Below are 22,210 nucleotides of genomic sequence, written 5' to 3' on the forward strand. Positions count from 1 at the left end.
CCTGTGTCCTTTTTTGAGGAGAAAATGATGGGCGCAAATAAGATTCGGACAAAATATGTATGCTCCAATTGTGGCGCAGAAACTTTGAAATGGATGGGGCGATGCCCTCAATGCGGTGAATGGAATACGCTCGAAGAACAGGTAGAAGCCCCAGTTCCTAAAAGAATTGCAGTCAGTGAAGATTATCTGACTCCATCCAGACCACAGAAGCTTTCTTCCATTCAATTTAACGGAAATGAAAGAATCCTGCTTAAAATGACGGAAATTGACCGGCCTTTAGGCGGTGGTATTGTTCCCGGGTCAGTTATTCTCTGGGGCGGGGAGCCCGGTATCGGTAAATCCACTTTAATTCTGCAAATCTGTCATGCCATGGCGTCACAAGGGCAGGGTGTACTATATTGCAGTGGTGAAGAATCAGAAATCCAGATTAAATTAAGAGCTGAAAGGCTGCATGTTAACGACGATAACTGTTTTATATATGCGGGAAGTAATATAGAAAGCATCCTGAAGGAAGCCGAAACGATCAAGCCGTCTATGCTTGTGATAGACTCTATTCAGACCATGTATCTGTCAGGCGTGGAATCACCGATGGGAAGCCCGGCGCAAATTCGTGACTGCACATCTGCGTTGGTCCGTTTTGCCAAGAAAATGAACGTGTCTGTCATGATTATTGGTCATGTGACGAAGGAAGGCAACCTTGCAGGCCCTCGAATCCTCGAGCATATGGTGGATGTTGTATTTTATCTGGAAGGGGATAGAAGTTATCAGTTCCGTGTGTTGAGAACTGTAAAAAACCGTTTTGGCTCGACATCTGAATCAGGATTATTTATCATGGAAGGAAATGGACTTCGTGGAATTGAAGACCCATCCGGCTATCTTTTGAGAAACCGTACAGCTTCTACTCCTGGTTCAACCGTGGCTGCATGTATGGAGGGACTCCGTCCTGTGCTTGTGGAAATTCAGGCACTTTCTGTTCACTCCGTTCTTGCTATTCCACGGCGTATTGCAGCTGGCTGTGATTACAACAGGATGATTATCCTTCTGGCTGTACTTGAAAAGAGAAATCATATCCATTTTTCCACAGACGACGTTTATCTGAACGTGGCCGGAGGTTTTAAAATCCGTGAAACGGCAGCAGATCTGGCTATGGCAGTTTCTCTTATTTCCGTGAAAAAGGATACTCCTATACCGAAGGATTTAATGGCCCTTGGAGAAATTGGACTTACTGGAGAGATTATGGCTGTTTCTAAAATTGGTCCCAGACTTAAGGAAGCAATGAAAATGGGATTTAACCACTTTATCCTGCCGGATGCAAACAGGAAAGAGGTTTTGGATTTTTTCCAAAGTAATAGGGGAAATATTGAAAATTCAATCCGGTTTGTGAAAAAACTGCAGGATGTAATTGATATTTTATTTTAGTAGAGATTTAGAAATATCGATTTGGAGGAATATAATTGCAGCCTTTGAATAATTTTTCTCCGCTATAGATTTTTTATATTTGATTGTATAAATTTTTTCCCCAATTTGGTATAATAAAATAACACGTGCAATATATTGTATTAGAAACGAACGAGGTTTATTTCATAAAGCCTTTTGATATTTATAATTTTGTAAAATAAGAGGGATTTCAAGATGCCGGAAAAAATATTAAGAGGAATATTCATATTGCTCTTTACTGTTCTCGGTATCGTTTTGTCCAGGCAGGGTGAAACGGTCCTTGCTGCACTGCTTCCAAATTCGGTGTTGACCGAAACCATATTGGGAGTAACATTTATGGCTTTGGGGGCAATGCTTGTTGGCGGTATACTGGGAGCTGTTGTTGGATGGTTCATTTCACCATATCTGATCAGTTGTCTATTTGCATTTACCTCCAGAGTTGAGAAATCTTTGTCATCCATGTCCATTCAGGATCTGGTTGCAGGGACCCTTGGCCTTTTTCTGGGGCTGATTATCGCCAATCTTGTGGGAATTGCTTTTATCAGCGTTCCTTATATTGGACCCTATGTATCCGTAGCACTGAGTATTATTCTAGGTTACTTGGGAATGCATCTCGCGGTCACCAAAAAAACGGAAATGGCCGGCTGGTTTCATCTTCATTCGGAGCCTGAAAAGAGAAAAGGTAAGGATAAACGAGAAGGGAAACTGCTTGATACAAATATCATAATCGATGGACGAATTGCGGATATTTATCATTCCGGATTTCTGGAAGGCCCAATCTATGTTCCTGTTTTTGTTTTGGAAGAATTGCAGAAAATAGCTGACAGTTCTGACATTCTGAAAAGGAATCGGGGACGGCGGGGGCTGGACATTTTAAATCATATGAAAAAGAACAGCAAAGACTTCCAGATCATTACAGATGATTTTGAAGATATGTCAGAAGTGGACTCCAAACTTGTCAGGCTTGCTCGTCAAAAAGGTTATAAAATCGTGACGAACGATTATAATCTTAACAAAGTCGCAGAGCTCCAGGGAGTCAGCGTCTTGAATATCAATGAACTGGCTATAGCAGTTAAACCTGCTGTAATTCCCGGGGAGCAGCTTTTTGTGCAGCTCGTCAAGCAGGGAAAAGAAGAGGGGCAGGGGGTCGCTTATCTTGAAGATGGTACTATGATCGTCGTTGAAAATGGTGATCAGTGTATCGGCCGGGAAGTTCCCGTCATTATTACTTCTGTACTTCAGACTTCCGCGGGGAAAATGATTTTTGCGAAATTGGAAACCAATGATTAACAGTTTGATTCTTGTAGCCGCGGGCAGCGGTGTTCGTATGGGGGCTTCCTGCAACAAGCTCCTTTTATCCTGTGAAGGACATCCGATTATCTACTATACATTAAAAAATGTATTTCAGAGCCATCTTTTATCTGAACTGATAGTTGTCATAAAACCGGAAGAATTTTCCTGCTTTGATGAAATTATAAAATCTCTTCCTCATGCAGTTCCTGTCATTTATGCGACAGGCGGTCGTGAAAGATATGAATCTGTCCTGAATGGGCTTGCCAAAATTTCAGATGCATCTGATAAGGTACTTATTCATGACGGTGCCAGACCTTTGGTTGATGGACAGACAATCGATAGAGCTTTTACTTCTATTACACCGGAAAATCCCGCTGTGGTAGTTACACTTCCCTGTGTGGACACCATTAAAACAGCATCGGGAAATTATGTTATCAATACACCGGATCGCAGTATGCTTTTTCGTGCCCAGACTCCCCAGGGGGCAATGACTGCCGTTTTTCGACAGGCAGTAAGGAATCTTGAAAACGGTAGAAAAGTGACCGATGATGCATCCATACTGGAGCAATCCGGTATACCGGTCCATATGATTCCAGGAAAGGAAAGTTTCTTCAAAGTGACTACACCTGAAGATCTGAATCGTTTTGATCATATTTTACAGAAAAATTTCTTTCCGATCCGCATCGGGCAGGGGTATGATATTCATCAGTTCAGTCCTGAAAGACCTCTTTTCCTCGGGGGAATCCGTATTTCTGAAAAGGATGGACTTCTAGGTCATTCTGATGCGGATGTGCTGCTGCATGCTATAATGGACGCTCTTCTGGGAGCGGCAGGCCTTCCTGACATTGGGCATTATTTCCCTGATACTGACGATAGGTTTAAAAATGCTGACAGCGCAAAACTTCTGGGTGAAGTGAAAAATATTATAAGACAGTCCGGATTCGCTATAGGAAATATTGATAGTACAGTTATTGCTGAAAAACCTAAATTGGCCAGGCATATACCGGCAATGAAACAAAGAATCGCCGATATACTGGATATAGATCCTGATGCGATTGGCATCAAGGCAACAACAAATGAACAGCTTGGAGCTCTTGGCAGAGCAGAAGGAATTGCTGCCCTTGCATCAGCCTTATTATTCAGAAGGAGTTAAATCAATGGAAAAGAAATTAAAAGTTCGTTTTGCACCGAGTCCTACCGGTCCATTTCATATCGGCGGTGCCCGTTCTGCATTGTTTAACTGGCTCGTGGCACGCCATGCCAATGGAACTTTCCTTGTCAGAATTGAAGATACTGATTTAAAACGTTCCAGCAGGGAATCTGAAGAGAATATCAAGGAATCCATGAAATGGCTTGGCCTTGACTGGGATGAAGGTATCGATGTGGGAGGAGAAAATGGCCCATATCGGCAGACGGAAAGACTGGAAATCTACAAAAAAGAAGTGCAGCGCCTTCTTGATGAAGGGAAAGCTTATTATTGCTATTGCTCTGAAGATGAGCTCGAAGCCAGCCGCCAGAAACAGCTTGCTGCAGGTGAGACTCCGGTCTATGATGATCACTGCCGTCATCTTACCGAAGAACAGGTGGCTCAGTACAAAGCAGAGGGAAGAAAGCCGGTTATTCGTCTGAAAGTACGAAAGGAAGGCTCTTTTGCATTTGATGATATGGTTCGCGGGCATGTAGAATTCCAGGCATCCGGCGTAGGTGATTTTATCATTGTTAAGTCCGATGGTATCCCGGTTTATAACTTTGCTGTTGTTATTGATGATTCCCTTATGGGTGTTACTCACGTTATCCGCGCAGAAGAACATCTTTCCAATACACCCCGTCAGCTTGCCATTTATGAAGCTTTGGGATATCCGGTTCCGAAATTCGGTCATATTTCCCTGATCCTTGGCGCCGACCATAAAAAGATGAGCAAACGTCATGGAGCAACTTCTGTTACAGAATATAAAAATATGGGTTATCTCCCTGATGCTGTAGTCAATTATCTCGCTCTGCTCGGCTGGGCACCTAAAGGGGAACAGGAAATTTTCACTCGTGAAGAACTGATTAAGCAGTTCTCTATGAAAAGGGTATCTTCCAATGATGCCGTATTCGATATTGAAAAACTGAACTGGATTAATTTCCAGTACATGAAAAAGTTATCTCCGGAAGAACTTCTTGAACTGACGCTTCCTTTTATCGCGGATGCAGGCTATGTAACACTTCCTTTGGCAGAAGAAAAGAAGGCATGGCTTACCAGAGTGGTATGGTACGTCAGGGATCATTTATATTATGGCGCTCAGGCTCCAGAGAATGTGAATCTTTTCTTTGAAGATCTTCCTGAAATCACAGATGCCGAAACTCTGGATATCATGAAGCAGCCGACGAGCCGTGAGATCATTGAGAAATTTGCAGATGCACTTGAAAAACTGGAAGTCTTTGATGAATCTTCTGTAAAGAAATGCTTCTCCAGCCTCATGAAGGAAACCGGTATCAAGGGAAAGTCAGCTTTTGAACCGGTAAGAATCGTCTTAACCGGTGTTACTCATGGTCCGGGACTCTATGATATGATCGTACTCTTTGGTAGAGAAAAAACATTGGCACGCCTGCGTAATGGAGTGAAATACTGTTAAGGTTTTTACACTTAACAAAATGAAACATTTAAAATAAGTTTATATTGCATAGATTAGATATAAAATTTAACAGTGCCCCTTTTTGTTTAGTCTGCATCAATGGCGATACAGGGAATAAAAAGGGACCTGTTTTTATTTTTTCTTTATTTTTTCATCATTTATCTATTGACTGGATTTGGGGCAGTGAGTAAAATTTATACAAGAAATACCACAAATATGCATAATTATGTAAGGAGAAGAGTCTTATGAACTTTGAACTGATTCAGCATGCCCTGCCAATGCTTTTGGTAGGTGCCGGGGTTACCATAGAAATTACCGCGGTCAGTGTCGCGGTTGGTTTCCTGATAGGGCTTTTTGTTGGAATCGCCCGAATTTCGCAGATGAAAGCTTTACGCATTCTGGCTACTGTGTATGCTGACTGTATTCGCGGAACTCCGTTACTGGTTCAAATCTTCCTCATTTATTTTGCGCTTCCTATAGTGACAGGTCATCGTGTTGAACCTTTCGCTGCTGCAGTTGCAGCCTGCGGCATTAACAGCGGCGCTTATGTTTCTGAAATATTCAGAGCCGGCATTCAGGCTATTGATGCAGGGCAGATGGAAGCCGGACGGTCACTTGGGCTTACATGGTGGCAGACCATGTATTATGTCATTCTTCCCCAGGCAGTCCGCAATATCCTCCCACCGCTGGGCAATGAATTTATTGCCATGCTTAAGGATTCATCTCTTGTATCGGTCATTGGATTTGAAGAATTGACCAGAAGAGGACAGTTGATCATTGCACAGACTTACGGTTCATTTGAAATCTGGACGACGGTCGCAGTTTTATATCTGATTATGACGCTTGCTATTTCCCGGTTAGTTGCATGGTTAGAAAAGAGATAATTATGGCAGAAAATAAATACCTGATTGAAATCAATCACGTCGGAAAGAAATTTGGCGATCTTACTGTTCTGAAGGATATCAGCGTCAAGGTCAAAGAAAAAGAAGTGGTAGTAATTATTGGGCCATCCGGTTCCGGTAAGAGTACTCTTCTCCGTTGTATCAATGGATTGGAACAGCCTACGAGCGGTACTATTCTTTTTGATAATATGCCCCTTGCTGGTGAAAAAAATATTAATGAAGTACGGACAGAAGTGGGGATGGTATTCCAGCGTTTCAATCTGTTCCCGCATATGACGGTAATCCAGAATATTATGCTCGCACCTATGAAAGTACGCAAAATAAGTAAAAAGGAAGCTTATGACCGCGGAATGCTTCTCCTAAAGAAGGTGGGTTTGGAGGACAAGGCAGATTATAAGCCGGGACAGCTTTCCGGTGGACAACAGCAGCGTGTAGCCATTGCGAGAGCTCTTGCCATGAAGCCCAAAGCTCTTCTTTTTGATGAACCTACTTCCGCACTTGATCCTGAAATGGTTCATGAAGTACTTGATGTTATGAAGGAAGTTGCTGAAGAGGGGATGACTATGGTCGTCGTTACTCATGAAATGGGATTTGCCAGAGAAGTGGGTGACCGGGTTCTTTTCATTGATGGCGGTGTCATCGTTGAAGAAGGTACTCCGGAGGAAGTCTTCAATCACACCAGAGAAGAAAGAACAAAATTATTCTTGTCTCAGGTACTTTAAAATTCTATTTATGCCCGTGTTTGTGGATATGACTTTTAATACCATCGTCTTCCGGAATCGTGGAAGAACGGTGGTATTTTTCTGTTTTCGGTTGACGTAATTATAGATTTATGGTATTGTAAATTTATGCTCAATTTTAGAGCATAGTAGTAATTTTTTTAGGAGGAATTTCCATGAAGGGTACAGTTAAGTGGTTCAGTGCTGAAAAAGGCTATGGCTTTATTGAAAGAGAAGAAGGCGGAGACGTTTTTGTTCATTTTTCCGCTATTCAGGCTGATGGTTTCAAGACACTGAATGAAGGCCAGAAGGTTGACTTTGATATCATTGAAGGTAACAGAGGACCCCAGGCTGCAAACGTAAAAGTAGAAGGCTGATCACTTACTGAAGCTTTAATATAGCGTAAGTTTCTGAACCCCCAAAAGAGCAGAGCTGTTTTTCAGCTTTGCTCTTTTTTGCGTGGATAGAGTTTATACACCCTGTTCTTTTATTCAGAAATTTAATTAAGTCTTTTTTCATCTCTCCTTCAGAATAAAGATTCTTTTTTAACCTGGTCTAATTTTAGTACTTGCGGTAATTGATTATTATACGAAATATAGTATAATATAGACAGATGAACGAATACATAAGTTCGTTCAAGAAAGGGGGATTTCATTATGGAATTAACAGTTAGAGGAAAAAATCTGGAAATTACCGATGCACTCCATTCCTATGTTGAGAAACATACCGGCAAGATTCAGAGATACTTTGACAAACCACTCAAAATTAATGTTTTACTCCGCATTTCAAACCTGACCAAGACCTGTGAAGTTACTGTTTTTGTGGACGGAATTATCCTTCGCGGCGTGGAAAAGTCCGATGATATGTACAAATCTATCGATTTGGTATTTGATAAGGTAGAACGTCAGATTCACAAGTATAAGACCCGGCTTGCCAGAAGATTTAAAGAAAAGAATACTCTGAACAAGCAGTTTGTTGCTGAAAAGGAACCTGTTCCGGCAGTTGCGGATTCCGAATTTGAAATTGTAAAGACTAAACACTTCAATATCAGCCCCATGTCTCCGGAAGAGGCAATTCTGCAAATGAATCTGCTTGGACATAATTTCTTTATGTTCTTTAATTCAGAAACCGAATCTATGGCTGTTGTATATCGTCGTGACGATGGCAAATACGGTCTGATTGACTCGAATAAATAGTTTTTAGATTTAAATTCATGAAAAGGAGCAGTTTTTACTGCTCCTTTTTTGACTATATGTGTCTATTTTGTTAAAATAAACTATATGTGTTCTCTTTTAGGTTTAATTGAATATCATGCAGTTAAAATAAGGAGTTGTATCAATGTTTGATAAATTTCTGGACCGTTTATTTAACGGCTCTAATGAAAAGGAAATTAAAAAAATTCGCAAGATTGTAGAACAGCAGATCAATCCGCTGGAAAAGGGATTGATGCAGCTCAGCGATTCTTCTCTTGCCAATAAAACGAATGAATTTAAAGCACGTCTGGCTAAAGGAGAAACGCTTGATGATATATTACCGGAAGCATTTGCAGTTATCCGAGAAGCTTCACGCCGCGTACTTGGAATGCGCCATTTTGACGTCCAGCTTATCGGCGGTATTATTCTTCATCGTGGGAATATTGCAGAAATGTGTACCGGTGAAGGTAAAACCCTTGTGGCTACCGCTCCTGTATATTTGAACGCACTGGAAGGAAAAGGCGTTCATGTCATTACCGTTAATGACTATCTGGCCAAACGCGACAGCGAATGGATGGGACAGGTATATAAATTCCTGGGACTTTCTGTAGGCCTGATCATTCATGATCTGGATTTTCAGCAGAGAAAAATTGCTTATAATTCAGACATTACTTATGGTACCAATAACGAATTTGGATTTGACTATCTTCGCGACAATATGGTTACTTCCCTGGATCAGATGGTACAGAGACCACTTCATTACTGCCTGATCGATGAAGTCGATTCCATTCTGATTGATGAAGCAAGAACCCCTCTGATCATTTCCGGCCCTGGCCAGAAGTCTACCGATAATTACTATGTTGTTGCAAAACTTGTGCCGCAGCTGAAAAAAGACGTAGATTTTACAATTGACGAAAAGCAGAAAACTGTAGCCCCTACAGAGGCAGGGGTCGCCAAGATGGAAAAACTTCTTGGTGTAGAAAATCTTTATGATGCAGAAAATCTGGAATTAAATCACCTCTTTGTCCAGGCACTTCGTGCACAGAATATGATGCAGCGTGATAAGGATTATGTGGTTAAGGATGGCGAGGTCGTCATTGTCGATGAATTCACCGGTCGTCTGATGTACGGCCGCCGTTATTCGGACGGACTTCACCAGGCTATTGAAGCCAAGGAAGGGCTGGAAGTGCAGAGAGAAAGCCAGACCCTTGCCACTATCACTTTCCAGAATTACTTCAGAATGTATGATAAACTCGCAGGAATGACCGGTACTGCAAAGACGGAAGAACAGGAATTTATCAAGATTTATGGACTTCCGGTTCTTCAGGTTCCTACAAATAAGCCAATCCAGCGCAAGGACCTTCCGGATGTGGTATTTAAGACGAAGAGGGGCAAGTATAGAGCCGTTGTTAAAGAAGTACAGAAACGTCATGCAACGGGCCAGCCAATGCTGATTGGTACTACATCTATTGAACAGTCTGAAGAACTCTCCGGCATGCTTGACAAAGCAGGAATTCCTCATTCTGTGCTGAATGCAAAATATCATGAAAAAGAAGCAGCAATCGTTGCTTTAGCAGGCCAAAAAGATGCGGTTACGATTGCAACCAATATGGCCGGGCGTGGTACGGATATCCAGCTTGGTGATGGAGTTGATGCCTTGGGAGGTCTTGCCATTATCGGTACGGAACGTCATGAAAGCCGTCGTATTGACAATCAGCTTCGTGGCCGTGCCGGTCGTCAGGGGGATCCGGGGTCCAGTCAGTTCTTCCTTTCTCTGGAAGATGACCTTCTCCGTATTTTCGGTGGAGATAATATCAAGAAACTCATGGAAAAGATGGGGCTTGATGAGGATGAACCGATTAACAGCAAAATGGTATCCAATGCCATCCAGAAGGCTCAAAAACGTGTGGAAGCGCGTAACTTTGATATCCGTAAATATGTCCTTGAGTACGATGATGTCATGAACCAGCAGAGAAAAGTTGTCTATGATCAGCGGCGCAGGATTCTTGAAGGCGAGGACATGAAGGACCAGATCCTTGGCATGGTTGACACTATCGTCGACAATGGTATGCAGGCATATGCGGATCCGAAACTTTATCCGGAAGAATGGGATTTTGAAGGGCTGCTGAAATATAGTGAAAAATTCTTTCTTGCCCCAGGTGAACTGAATCTTGAAGATGTAGAAGATATGAGCCGTGAAGAGATTGAGGACAAGCTGAAGACACTGGCCCATGAAACCTATGAATCCAGAGAAAAGTCCATTGGCTCTCCAATGATGCGTGAACTGGAAAAAGCAGTCATGCTGAAAGTAGTGGATTCCAAGTGGATGGAACATTTGGATGATATGGATATGCTGAAGGAAGGTATCGGCCTTCGTTCCTATGGGCAGAGGAATCCGATTGTTGAATATAAAGTAGAAGCTTATGACATTTTTGAAGAAATGCAGCAGGCCATGATGGAGACAATTATTCTCTATCTCTACCATATCCAGATTCGCTTTACTACAGATCCCGAGGCTCCTCAGCAGGAGGCCCCCAAACCGGACAACCATCTTGAAGGTGCAACTGAGCATTATGTGGACGAAAATCCACAGAACGTGTCAGATTCTGAAAAATAATATCTTGAATTTTGAATCAATCTGATTTTAAATTTTTATATGAAAGAGAGATGACAATCCAGATGCTGGAAGATTTGAAAAAAACTTTAACAGAACTGCTGAATCATGAAAAAGAAATAAGGGATTCACTTTGACTTACCTCAGCTGAAAGAACGAATCAGAAGTTACGATGTTCAGATGAGCGATCCGACTTTCTGGGATGATGCGGACAAAGCCCGTCAGGTTTCCCAGGAAGCTACAGAAGCCAAAGAGGCTTATGAAACATATACGAAGCTTTTCTCCAGGGCTGAAGGCCTGCAGGACATTCTTGAGCTGGCTATTGAAGAAGATGACCAGTCTATGGAACCGGAGATTGCTAAAGAGCTTGCTGAAGTCAAAGAAATCATGGATAAGAAGGAAATTGAACTCCTCCTTTCAGGAAAATATGATGCCAGCAATGCCATTATTACATTTCATGCCGGTGCAGGTGGTACAGAGGCGCAGGATTGGACTGAAATGCTGATCCGCATGTATATCAAGTGGGCAGAGGCAGAAGGTTTTGAACTGGACGAACTCAATATGCTGCCAGGAGACGAGGCGGGTATAAAAAGTGCTGAATATATGGTAAAAGGGAAGTATGCCTATGGTTTCCTGAAATCTGAAAAGGGAGTACATCGTCTTGTCAGGATTTCTCCTTTTGATGCGGCCAAACGCCGTCATACGTCTTTTTCTGCTGTTGATGTGATGCCTGAAATTGATGACGATGTTCAGGTTGATCTTAATATGGATGACGTGCGTGTCGATTATTATCGTTCCAGCGGCGCCGGTGGACAGCATATCAATAAAACAAGTTCTGCCGTCCGCATGACTCATATTCCTACGGGTATTGTGGCAGCCTGCCAGAATGAACGCAGCCAGTTCCAAAATAAGGAACAGTGCCTTCGCCTTTTACGTGCCAAGCTTTATGAATTTGAGATGAAGAAACACGAACAGGAAATCAGTGCTCTGGAAGGAGATCAGCAGGCTATTGAGTGGGGCAGCCAGATTCGGTCTTATGTTTTCCAGCCCTATACACTGGTAAAGGACAATCGTACCGGTGTGGAGACGGGAAATATCCAGGCTGTTATGGACGGAGATCTGGATCCTTTTATCGAGGGCTTCCTCAAGATGAATAAATTCAACGCAAAAGCTAAGTAAGAGGGAGAAAGAAATGTCGGCCATACAAAAAAACGCCTGCAGGGTTCTGGCAGTTTTAATATGTATCGGTATTATCGCTGCAGGGATTATTTCCCTGCAGCGTACTCATGTAGAGTCTGCTGCGTCCTCAGTGGAAAACGTATATGACTATTACAATATCATTGATAATGCGGCAGTAGAAAAGAAGTCTCCTGAAGAACTGTTTTCTCTCTATCGGAAAAGCGGTATTACTTCTCTGGCTGTTTATGATGAGACCATGGAAAAAATGGTCAATCATGATTATCTGAGGGCCTATCGGGGAGGGGAATTCATTTTCCGCAATCCGGGAGTGGACAGCCTTTCTGATAATAAAATATATATCCAGCCTGGAGCCGGCGATAAAGGGCTTGCCTATTTCCGGGAAACAGAAGATCATCTGCCCCTTATCATGGGAAAAGATGCAGTCAGGCATTTTACAGTTAATGGGACGGATACTCTTGAAGTCAATGCAGTTTACAGCCAGTTTATGATTAAACCATTGGGGATTTATCAGGAAACTGTCAAAGCTGCATCAGAAGCGGGATTTTATATTGTACTTCGCCCGATTAATGAACCGCATATAACCAGGGAATACGTTGATCTTTTCTTTAAAGCCGCCGATGCTTCTGACCGTGTCAGCGCTGTCATTTTTCAGGGAAAAGAAGTTTTAGGCTACAGAGATTTTGTTGAGTATGTTACCCGGGAATTGCAGTCCCGGAGTATTCCGTCTGTTCTCATTGAAGCACAGAACCAGCTGGGTTTTGAGCGGCAGTCCGGCAACATGGATATGGCGGTACTTTCTAATTACAATACGGTCCGTCTTTATGCCATGTCTAAAGATGAGCTGATTAAGATTACTCCTAAAGAGGCTGCATCCCGTTTCTATATTTCTGATATTGAAAGAAATATACGTATGAACCTGTTCCCTTCTTATAAATTCCCGGTAGATGGGATGACTCTTTCTGAAACAAATGCTTCTTACATTGCCGATGTGTCATCACGTTTGGTCAATCATGGCTTCACCATTGGAAAAGCTTCCATATTTGAGCCTTATTTTCCAACCAGAATACTTCGTGCCCTTACCATGATTGGAGCAGTTTCTCTTATAGTTATGGCAATGATATGTATTTTGCCATTCCTTGGGAGATACTGGGTTTTTATTGAAATACTTGGAATTTTAGGTACTCAGGGATTATTCTGGCTGAAAAATTCTATTCTTCCCCTTCAAATCCTTGCCCTGGGAGCTGCTGTGTGTACTCCTGTCATCGTAATGACATTGTTCCTTAATTATTGCATAAAAAGGAAAAATACGGCTTTCTCCGAGGTTGGCTGGGGGCACCTTTTCGTTGAATCCCTGGCACTGTTGTGGGGGGCTGGGATTTTATCTCTTGCGGGTGCTGCTTTTATAAGCGGCCTTCTTGGAGACATCAGGTTTCTTTTGGAAATACAGTTTTTCCGGGGCGTAAAGGCAACCTTTATTTTGCCAATTGTCCTGGTTTCCATTGTATATATCCAAAAATTTCCATTCTTCGGAAAGATTGTATCTTCCGACCGTGACTTTGTTTCCTTTGTCAGAAAATTCTGCAATATTCAGATTAAATTGGGACTACTGGCTTGCCTTGGTCTTCTTGCTATGGTTGGCTTTATGTTTATTGGCAGAAGTGGCAACAATGGGGCACCTGTTCCTGCTTTTGAGATTGCCCTCAGAAGATTTTTGGAAGATCTGATGTATGCCCGTCCACGCGAAAAAGAATTTCTGTTTGGCCATCCGGCTGTTTTACTGTCATTGACGGCTTTGTACAGAAAATGGCCTCAGATACTTCATTATTTCCTTATTATTGCCGTAACCATAGGCCAGGGTTCCATGGTTGAAACCTTTGCCCATATGAGAAGTCCCTATATTCTGAGCCTTATCAGGGGCATTGACGGACTGGCTGCCGGAAGTTTATCCCTTATTACAGCTCTGATTGGTGTCATGATTCTGGTGCGGATTACCAAGTTTTTTGGAGAACGATATGGCAAATTATAATATCGTCATATCCGGATATTATGGATTCAATAATGCCGGCGACGAAGCAATGCTTTCTGCCATACTGCAGGCCTTAAGAAGGACTTTTGACAAACCTGATATTACCGTTATTTCAGGTCACCCGGAGGTCACTTCTAACACTTTTGGTGTACATGCGGTTCCCCGTTTTTCTGCTTCACGGATTATATCTTCCATTCTCCGCTCAGACCTTATTATCAGCGGGGGAGGAAGCCTTCTACAGGACGTAACCAGCTGGAAAAGCATGATTTACTATCTGTCTATTATCACGCTGGGAGTCCTTTTTCAAAAACGGGTTTTCCTCTATTCTCAAGGAATCGGTCCGGTCCGTTACAGGGTTATCCGTATTATCCTGAAACACGTCCTCAATCATGTGGATGCTATTACTGTCAGGGATACGGAGTCAAAAGGATTTCTTGAAAGGTTGGGAGTTCACAGCCGCATCTATACAACTGCTGATGCAGTGCTTTCACTTCAACCGGCAGAGCTGGACTCCGGACGAAATATTCTTCATGATAACCATGTTCCCAGCTTCGGAAAGAAAATAGGTATTGCCATTCGAAACTGGAATCATTCTGAAAAATGGATGGCTGATTTAAAGAAATATATTGAAGAGCTTTCTCTGCACAAAGATATTTCCATTATTTTTATTCCAATGCAGTATCCGGAAGACAGGGATGCTGCCAGGGAAATTGGTGCTGGTAATAATAATATTTACATATTGCCCGATGATTATTCTATAGATGAGCTCATGTCCATCATCGGTAATATGGATGTCCTGATAGGTATGAGATTACATGCCCTGATTTTTTCCGCATTGATGCATGTCCCTTTCCTGGGTATTTCCTATGATCCCAAAATAGATAATTTTCTGGCACTGATTGGGGAAAACCCGGTATGTTCTGTTTCCCATATGGATGCCGGAAAGTTGTATAATGATACGTGTAAACTCTGTGCTGGCGCAGGAACTTTTTCCGGCTGGGGTAATGTGAAAAGGCTTCAGGAGCAGGCCCTGCAGAATGTTCAGATTTTAAAGAATCTTATTGAAAGCAAGGAGGAAAACTGATGAGTCATTTAAGCAATGAAGAGATCGCTTTTCTCAGAGAAAAGGCCAAAGAAGTTCGCATTGATATTTTGAAAATGATTACAAAGGCTAATTCCGGTCACACTGGCGGATCTTTATCATCTGCAGATCTGCTTACTCTCCTGTATTTTAGGGAAATGAATATTGACCCGGAAAATCCTCACTGGGCAGAGAGGGATCGTCTGGTCCTTTCAAAAGGTCATGGCGCGCCTGCCTTGTACGCTTGTCTTGCAGAAAAAGGATATTTCCCCAAAGGCGAATTGGACTGGCTCAGACAGGCTGGTCATATGCTTCAGGGCCATCCGGATATGAAGCATACGCCGGGAGTGGATATGACTACCGGTTCTCTTGGACAGGGAATCAGTGCTGCATGTGGAATGGCTTTGGCTTCTCAAATAGATCATAAAGACTGGAGAGTATATGCAGTTCTTGGAGATGGAGAACTGGAAGAAGGACAGGTATGGGAGGCTGCTATGTACGCCGCTCATTACAAGCTTGATCATCTGACTGCCTTTGTGGATAATAATGGGCTTCAGATCGATGGGCCTATCACGGAAGTCATGTCTTCTCTTCCGATTGACGAAAAGTTCAAAGCTTTTGGATGGCATGTCATTCATGCAGATGGTCATGACTTTAATGCACTTCATGCTGCCATTGAAGAAGCAAAAGCAACTTCCGGAAAACCGACTATGGTAGTTATGAAGACTGTCAAAGGCAAGGGTGTTCCGGAAATTGAAAACAAAGTCGGCTGGCATGGCAAGGCTCCGACCGCTGAAGAATGTGAACGGTTTATTAAAGCAGTGGAGGAAGAATAAATGGGTAAGGCAACACGTGACGCATACGGTGAAGCCCTGAAAGAACTGGGGGCTGTTAATCCTGATATTGTTGTTTTGGATGCAGATCTTTCTGCTTCCACTAAGACGCAGGTTTTTGCTAAAGCTTACCCGAATCGCTTTTTTGATACCGGCATTGCTGAAGCTAATATGATGGGAATTGCCGCCGGATTGGCTGCGGCAGGTAAAATTCCCTTTGCGTCTACTTTTGCTGTTTTCGGTGCCGGTCGTGCTTATGAACAGATTCGAAATTCCATATGCTATCCTAAGCTGAATGTGAAAGTTGCTGTTACTCATGCCGGGCTTACGGTTGGTGAAGATGGCGCAACCCATCAGATGCTTGAAGATATTACTCTGATGAGAGCACTTCCCAATATGACGGTCATTGTTCCATCTGATGCAAAGGAAACCAAAGAAGCTGTCAAATGGGCCGCTTCTTATAATGGACCCGTTTATATCCGCATGGGCCGAGCCAAATGTGATGACATTATGCCGGAAAACTATATTTTCAAGCCCGGTAAAAGCTTTGAGGTATGCCCTGGTACGGATATTACGATTATAGCCTGCGGCATTATGACGGCTAAGGCAAAAAAAGCACATGATTTACTGGAAGCAGAAGGAATTTCTGCAAGGGTTATCAATATGGGTTCCATAAAGCCGATTGATGAGGATGCTATCCTTAGGGCCGCTTTGGAAACTGGTGCCATTCTTACCTGTGAAGAACATACAGTCAAAGGCGGACTTGGCGGGGCAGTTGCAGAAGTTCTCTGCCTTCATAAACCCGTTCCTATGGCAATGATTGGAACGGAAGATACCTTTGGCCAATCCGGTAAAGCTGATGATCTGCTCGAAGTATATGGACTCACTCCTGAAAATATCGTCAAAAAAGCAAAAGCACTGATTGCAAGAAAGTGAGGATTTGATGATTACTTTTGATCAGGTGTCTCTGAATTATGATCCAAAGCATACGGCCCTGAAAAATATTTCCACTCATATTGACAAAGGAGAGTTTGTATTTGTAGTTGGTCCCAGTGGTGCCGGCAAATCTACTTTTGTGAAAATACTGACTCACGAACTGGTGCCGGAATCGGGAACTGTTATTGTTAATGGGATCAATATTACCCGGTTGAAAAGGAACAAGATACCCTACTACAGGAGGACACTGGGCATAGTATTCCAGGATTTCCGCCTTCTCTCAGAGAAATCAGTATTCGATAATATTGCTTTTGTCCTCAGGGTAACCGGTGCGAAGAGCCGCGAAATCAAAGAACGGGTAAACAGAGTGCTTGATCTTGTGGGACTTAGAAATAAGGCAAAGGAACTTCCTTCCCGTCTTTCGGGCGGTGAGCAGCAGCGCGTGGCTATAGCCAGGGCACTTGTTAATCAGCCTATTCTTTTGATTGCTGATGAACCGACCGGAAATCTGGATCCTGTTACTACGGATGAAATCATGAAACTCTTTAACGAGATTAACCATATGGGAACGACAATCATTATGGTTACCCATAACAAGGATCTTGTAAATTCCATGCATAAGCGGGTCATCAATATTGAAGATGGCCGTATCATTGCGGACCAGGAAAAAGGGGGATACCACCTACATGTTTAGTTCACTTGGTTATTTCTGGAAAGAGACAGTTCATTCACTTTTCCGAAATAAGTTCATGGCGGTTGCCTCCATCCTGACTGTTACATTATCCATGTTTATTTTAGGGACATTTCTCTGTGCTGTTTTGAATGTCAATCATATGGCCTCTTATCTTGAGAGTCAGGTTGAAATGACCATTTATCTGAAAGATGGATTAACGACCAGTCAGGTAATGGGGATAGGGCAGCGGCTCAAGGCACTTCCTGATCTTAAAGCAATCAAATTTACTAATAAAGATCAGGCGATGGCAGAATTCAAAAAAGGTCTTGGGGATCAGCAGGGAATCCTGGAGGCTATTAATGGCAATCCTCTTCCCGCGTCTTATTCAACATCCTTTTCCAATCCTGAGTCATTGAAGAATGCCGTGGCAATTGTGTCCCAATATAATGAGGTAGACACCGTACAGTATGGGCAGGAAATCATTGAACAGCTGTATAAGGTTGCTCAGGTAATCCGCATTGGCGGCATCATTCTCATAGTTTTTCTGGCTGGTGCCGAACTCTTTATTATCTCCAATACGATCAGGCTGACTGTATTCGCAAGACGTCGTGAAATTCAGATCATGAAATATGTGGGTGCCACCAATGGATTCATCCGCTGGCCATTCATCTTTGAAGGTATGGTCATTGGTTTTATAGGTTCCGGCATTTCTTCCCTCATCCTTTGGGAAGGGTATAAAATTGTTCTGCAGAAGATGACAGAGGCCGGACTGGTATTTATACCAATGATTTCGATTTGGCCCTTTGTGGGTTATCTTGCTGCTATTATCCTCGGAGCGGGAATCGTTATTGGAATTTTAGGAAGCACGATTTCGCTCCGCAAGTATATGAAGGTATAATTTCCATGAAAATATCGAGGAATATTGTATCTGCCGTGATTATTTCTCTTATGATCGGCAATACTTCTTTGTCCGTACCTTCTTATGCGGATGACCTTGATGACCAGTTGTCCGATATCCAGGGGCAGATTGATGCATCCCGGATTGAACAGGCCAACTGGGAACAGGTCATTGAAGAAGTCAGTACCAGGCTGAAGGGAATTCAGGCAGAACTTAATGCAGCCACCGCAAGGCTCAGGGAAATTCAACGACAGCAGGCTCAGATCAATGCCCAGATAGAGCAGACAAAAAGGGATATTGCCAAAGCAGAAGCCTATCTGAAGAGCAGGCAGAATATATTAAACCGCCGTGTCCGTGCTATTTATATGCATGGACAGCTCAATTATCTCGAAGTTATTCTTGGGGCAAACAGTTTCAGTGACTTCGCAAATCGTATTGAACTTCTGAAAAGAATTATTCGCTCTGACTATAATCTGATTTTAGAAATCCAGAAGCAGAAAGCTGCTATTGAAGCAAAGAAAGCGCAATTGGAAGAAGATAAACGTCAGCTCGATGCTCTGGCTCTCGAAGCGGAAAAAGCCCGGCAGGAAATTGCCGTAAAAAAAGCTGAACAACAGAAAATACTTGATTCTGCGAAGAGCAACCGGGCTGCCGCAGCCCAAATGGAAAAAGATCTCGCAGCCCAGGCTGAACAGGTCAGAAACCTGATTCAGCAGCGTCTTGCTGCCGCAGAAGCTGCCCGCCAGGCAGCTTCTGGAGGTGGAAGTGATGATGGGTATATACAGGGAACCGGAGCTATGAGCTGGCCCTGCAGCGGACCGATTACATCACCTTTTGGTTATCGGACACACCCGATTTTCGGAACAACCATTTTTCATGCCGGTATTGATATTGGCGTAGACTACGGGACTCCTATTCATGCTGCTGATAGTGGTGTTGTCGTTTATTCCGGGTGGATTTCCGGTTATGGAAATGCTGTTATTATCGATCATGGTGGCGGTGTATCTACTCTTTATGGACACAATCAGTCTCTTGCTGTGTCTGAGGGACAATCTGTTTCCAAGGGTTCTGTAATCGCTTATGCCGGATCTACCGGTAATTCCACTGGCCCACATTGTCACTTTGAAGTGGATATCAATGGATCACCGGTAAATCCGATGGGGTATTTGTAATGAAATCCGGTATATTGAAATATGGGAAGTTCATTTTAGCCGGAGCAGCACTTTTGCTTTCAGGTTCCATTATTCTTCCTCTCGGATATGCATCATTCATAACAGATGGGCATCCTGGCGAATTGTTCCGATTTTTTGCAAATTATCACCGGATACGTTCTGAATATTTCAAAAATGTTGATGATGATCTTCTTTGGAAAGGTGCTACAAAAGGCATGCTTGACAGTCTGGGGGATCCTTATACAACGCTTCTGTCTGATGACAGTTATGATTTATTTTCCAGAACAACCAGTGGAGAATATGCCGGCATCGGTGTACTGGTTGGTCTTGATAAAGATTCAAATATCAGAATTTTTTCTGTTTTCCCTGACAGCTCCGCGGAACGGGCTGATCTGAAATCCGGTGATATCATTCTTTCGGTTGATGAAACACCGGCACATGATTTGGGATTAACTGGAGTGTCCCATTCACTCAGAGGGCAGATAGGCACAACGGCTGCACTGACAGTAAAGAGGGGAGAAGAGAATTTAGATATTCAAGTGACAAGAGCAAATATAACTCTGCCCACGGTTGTCAGCCGCATGGTGGATTCTGAAATCGGCTATATTCATATTTTCAATTTCAGTAACCACACTCCTGATGATTTCAGGAAACAGCTCACTCAATTGAAAGAAAAAGGATGCAGGAAACTGATTGTCGATGTGCGCATGAATCCTGGCGGTGTTATTGACTCTGTGGTTTCAATAGCTGATCAGTTGATTTCCGAGGGAACGGTCGTAAGTTATCATACGAAATCAGGGGATTCTAAAGTATACACCATCAATGGAGCTGATGAAATCATTCCTTTAGTCATATTGATCGATAAAAACAGTGCCAGTGCTTCTGAAATTCTTGCAGGGGCCATTCAGGACCGGAAAGAGGGCATTGTAATGGGAGAGACCAGTTATGGAAAGGGAACTGTCCAGGCAGTCTATCAGGAAACTGACAAAACTGCTATAAAAATATCTATTGCTGAATATAAGACGCCTTCAGGAAAATCCATTGATAAAAAGGGAATCCATCCTGATATTGAGGTAAAGCAGGAAGGAAGAGCATTTGATTTCACAAGTGATACAGTTCTTTCAAATGCCATTAAATATCTCCACAATCACTAAGGAACTGCGGTCATTTGTCGGCCGCAGTTTTTATTGTACAGGGAACAGTAAACGATACCTGATCTTTGAAAAATGACAGGATTTTTACTATATTTCCTGCTTCCATGATATAATAAAATAGATTATTCTAAATTTTTAGAGAGGTATTCTTCCATGTTTATTGATAGAGCAAAAATCATAGTTGTCTCCGGCGCCGGTGGCGATGGGGTTGTCGCATTCCGGAGAGAAAAATATGTCCCCCGGGGAGGCCCGAGCGGTGGCGATGGGGGTAAAGGCGGTTCTGTGATTATCAGGGCCGACAGCAATCAGAATACATTGATTAACTTCAGACGTCATCGTAAATTTGCTGCCAAAGCAGGAGAAAATGGCGGCGCTAAGGAAATGTTTGGTAAAAATGCCGAAGACGTCTTTGTCGATGTACCCTTGGGAACTATGGTTTATGATGACCGTACCGGGGAACTTCTGGCAGATATGACTCAAAATGGACAGCAAGTCATGGTTGCAAAAGGCGGGCATGGCGGAAGAGGAAATTCCCACTTCGCCACTTCTGCTGTTCGTGCCCCAACTTATGCAGAAAAAGGAGAACCGGGCGAAGAAAAAAATATAAGGCTGGAACTTAAAGTTCTGGCTGATGTAGGTCTTCTTGGATTTCCAAGCGTAGGAAAATCAAGCCTGCTCAGAAAGGTTTCCGGAGCAAAACCGGAAGTTGCGGCCTACCATTTTACTACTTTGAATCCTGTCCTGGGCGTAGTCAGCCTTGATTCAGAAAGAAGTTTTGTTATGGCTGATATTCCCGGCCTTATAGAAGGTGCCAGTCAGGGGACCGGACTGGGTGACGAATTTTTGCGGCATGTCGAAAGAACCAAAGTCCTTATCCACGTATTGGATGCCGCAGGAAGTGAAGGAAGAGATCCATTGGATGATTTCCGAATCATCAATAATGAGCTGGAGCTTTACAGCCCTGCTCTTGCCCAAAAAAAGCAGATCGTTGCGGCCAATAAAATTGATCTTATAGAAGACTCTTCCCGTATAGAGGACTTAAGGAAAGCTATTGAATCAAAAGGATACAAATTCTTCCCGGTATGCACATTAAATGGAGAAGGGCTTAAACCATTACTGGAAGCTGCATGGACCATACTGCAGGAAGAACCGGAAGTTTCTTTCGAGCCTACTGAAAAGGATATTGTTTATGAAGTTCAAAAGGATGAATTCCTTGTTGAGAAAAAGGATGATATCTATTACGTTACCGGAAAACGTGTAGAAAAACTTGTTGGTATGACCAATTTTGAAGATTATGTCTCCCTGCGCCGCTTTGAAAGAGCCTGGCGTTTTATGGGGCTGGATAAACTGCTTAGAAAGCAGGGAATTCATGAAGGGGATACAGTTAACCTTTACGGAGTGGAATTCACTTATTCCGAATCAAAAGATAAATCAGAAAATACTGATGAATAAGGAGTCAAT

At 42.9% G+C, this 22,210-nt stretch carries 19 protein-coding genes; all 19 read left to right on the plus strand.

The features are described 5' to 3' along the window. The first annotated feature begins 24 nt into the window (after nucleotides 1–24). The 19 genes from radA to obgE all read left to right on the plus strand — a co-directional run bounded on the left by radA (nucleotide 25) and on the right by obgE (nucleotide 22,201). A complete protein-coding gene (gene radA, locus VZT47_RS00410) occupies nucleotides 25–1,419 on the plus strand; it encodes a DNA repair protein RadA (RefSeq protein WP_442877400.1) in 1,395 nt (464 codons plus the stop codon). Nucleotides 1,420–1,632: 213 nt separating this feature from the next. Further along, on the plus strand, nucleotides 1,633–2,727 hold the full coding sequence (locus tag VZT47_RS00415; RefSeq protein ID WP_442877401.1) for a PIN/TRAM domain-containing protein: 1,095 nt from the start codon (nucleotides 1,633–1,635) through the stop codon (nucleotides 2,725–2,727). Next, nucleotides 2,720–3,883, plus strand: a complete 1,164-nt coding sequence (gene ispF / locus VZT47_RS00420) for a 2-C-methyl-D-erythritol 2,4-cyclodiphosphate synthase (RefSeq protein WP_330223001.1) — start codon at nucleotides 2,720–2,722, stop codon at nucleotides 3,881–3,883. The genes VZT47_RS00415 and ispF overlap by 8 nt, the downstream gene beginning before the upstream one ends. A 4-nt stretch (nucleotides 3,884–3,887) precedes the next feature. Continuing rightward, complete coding sequence (gene gltX, locus VZT47_RS00425; RefSeq protein ID WP_330223002.1) at nucleotides 3,888–5,348, plus strand: glutamate--tRNA ligase; 1,461 nt, start codon at nucleotides 3,888–3,890, stop codon at nucleotides 5,346–5,348. A gap of 245 nt (nucleotides 5,349–5,593) precedes the next feature. Further along, nucleotides 5,594–6,232: an amino acid ABC transporter permease gene (locus VZT47_RS00430; protein WP_296953730.1), complete on the plus strand. Its 639-nt coding sequence runs from the start codon at nucleotides 5,594–5,596 to the stop codon at nucleotides 6,230–6,232. A 2-nt stretch (nucleotides 6,233–6,234) separates the two neighbouring features. Next, on the plus strand, nucleotides 6,235–6,972 hold the full coding sequence (locus VZT47_RS00435) for an amino acid ABC transporter ATP-binding protein (RefSeq protein WP_330223003.1): 738 nt from the start codon (nucleotides 6,235–6,237) through the stop codon (nucleotides 6,970–6,972). 173 nt (nucleotides 6,973–7,145) lie between these two features. Next, nucleotides 7,146–7,346, plus strand: coding sequence for a cold shock domain-containing protein (locus tag VZT47_RS00440; protein ID WP_296953734.1), 201 nt, complete (start codon nucleotides 7,146–7,148; stop codon nucleotides 7,344–7,346). A 279-nt stretch (nucleotides 7,347–7,625) separates the two neighbouring features. Beyond that, the gene (gene hpf / locus VZT47_RS00445) at nucleotides 7,626–8,165 is read left to right on the plus strand and encodes a ribosome hibernation-promoting factor, HPF/YfiA family (RefSeq protein WP_330223004.1); all 540 of its coding nucleotides are present in this window, start codon (nucleotides 7,626–7,628) and stop codon (nucleotides 8,163–8,165) included. 142 nt (nucleotides 8,166–8,307) lie between these two features. Then, nucleotides 8,308–10,779 carry a preprotein translocase subunit SecA gene (secA, locus tag VZT47_RS00450; RefSeq protein ID WP_330223005.1) on the plus strand — a complete coding sequence of 824 codons (2,472 nt, stop codon included), beginning with the start codon at nucleotides 8,308–8,310 and terminating at the stop codon, nucleotides 10,777–10,779. Between the two features lie 62 nt (nucleotides 10,780–10,841). Then, nucleotides 10,842–11,955, plus strand: a protein-coding gene (gene prfB, locus VZT47_RS00455) for a peptide chain release factor 2 (protein WP_442877404.1) whose coding sequence is annotated in 2 segments (ribosomal slippage) — nucleotides 10,842–10,910 and nucleotides 10,912–11,955 — 1,113 coding nt in all. Because the reading frame shifts where the segments join, the coding sequence is not laid out codon by codon here. A gap of 13 nt (nucleotides 11,956–11,968) precedes the next feature. Beyond that, nucleotides 11,969–14,002, plus strand: coding sequence for a DUF5693 family protein (locus VZT47_RS00460; protein ID WP_330223006.1), 2,034 nt, complete (start codon nucleotides 11,969–11,971; stop codon nucleotides 14,000–14,002). Beyond that, on the plus strand, nucleotides 13,989–15,086 hold the full coding sequence (csaB, locus tag VZT47_RS00465; protein WP_330223007.1) for a polysaccharide pyruvyl transferase CsaB: 1,098 nt from the start codon (nucleotides 13,989–13,991) through the stop codon (nucleotides 15,084–15,086). The genes VZT47_RS00460 and csaB overlap by 14 nt, the downstream gene beginning before the upstream one ends. Then, complete coding sequence (locus tag VZT47_RS00470) at nucleotides 15,086–15,919, plus strand: transketolase (RefSeq protein WP_330223008.1); 834 nt, start codon at nucleotides 15,086–15,088, stop codon at nucleotides 15,917–15,919. The genes csaB and VZT47_RS00470 overlap by 1 nt, the downstream gene beginning before the upstream one ends. Beyond that, the gene (locus VZT47_RS00475; RefSeq protein WP_330223009.1) at nucleotides 15,920–16,852 is read left to right on the plus strand and encodes a transketolase family protein; all 933 of its coding nucleotides are present in this window, start codon (nucleotides 15,920–15,922) and stop codon (nucleotides 16,850–16,852) included. Nucleotides 16,853–16,859: 7 nt separating this feature from the next. Continuing rightward, on the plus strand, nucleotides 16,860–17,546 hold the full coding sequence (gene ftsE, locus VZT47_RS00480) for a cell division ATP-binding protein FtsE (RefSeq protein ID WP_330223010.1): 687 nt from the start codon (nucleotides 16,860–16,862) through the stop codon (nucleotides 17,544–17,546). Next, nucleotides 17,539–18,423, plus strand: a complete 885-nt coding sequence (gene ftsX / locus VZT47_RS00485; protein ID WP_330223011.1) for a permease-like cell division protein FtsX — start codon at nucleotides 17,539–17,541, stop codon at nucleotides 18,421–18,423. Before ftsE ends, ftsX begins: the two co-directional genes overlap by 8 nt. A 5-nt stretch (nucleotides 18,424–18,428) precedes the next feature. Further along, nucleotides 18,429–19,595: a murein hydrolase activator EnvC family protein gene (locus VZT47_RS00490; protein ID WP_330223012.1), complete on the plus strand. Its 1,167-nt coding sequence runs from the start codon at nucleotides 18,429–18,431 to the stop codon at nucleotides 19,593–19,595. Beyond that, on the plus strand, nucleotides 19,595–20,749 hold the full coding sequence (locus VZT47_RS00495; RefSeq protein ID WP_330223013.1) for a S41 family peptidase: 1,155 nt from the start codon (nucleotides 19,595–19,597) through the stop codon (nucleotides 20,747–20,749). Before VZT47_RS00490 ends, VZT47_RS00495 begins: the two co-directional genes overlap by 1 nt. Nucleotides 20,750–20,902: 153 nt before the next feature. After that, nucleotides 20,903–22,201 (plus strand): GTPase ObgE, encoded by a 1,299-nt coding sequence (obgE, locus tag VZT47_RS00500; protein ID WP_330223014.1) that lies wholly within the window; start codon nucleotides 20,903–20,905, stop codon nucleotides 22,199–22,201. Nucleotides 22,202–22,210: the final 9 nt, after the last annotated feature.

The sequence above is a fragment of the Dialister sp. genome (assembly GCF_036343215.1).
Taxonomy (GTDB): Bacteria; Bacillota; Negativicutes; order Veillonellales; family Dialisteraceae; genus Dialister.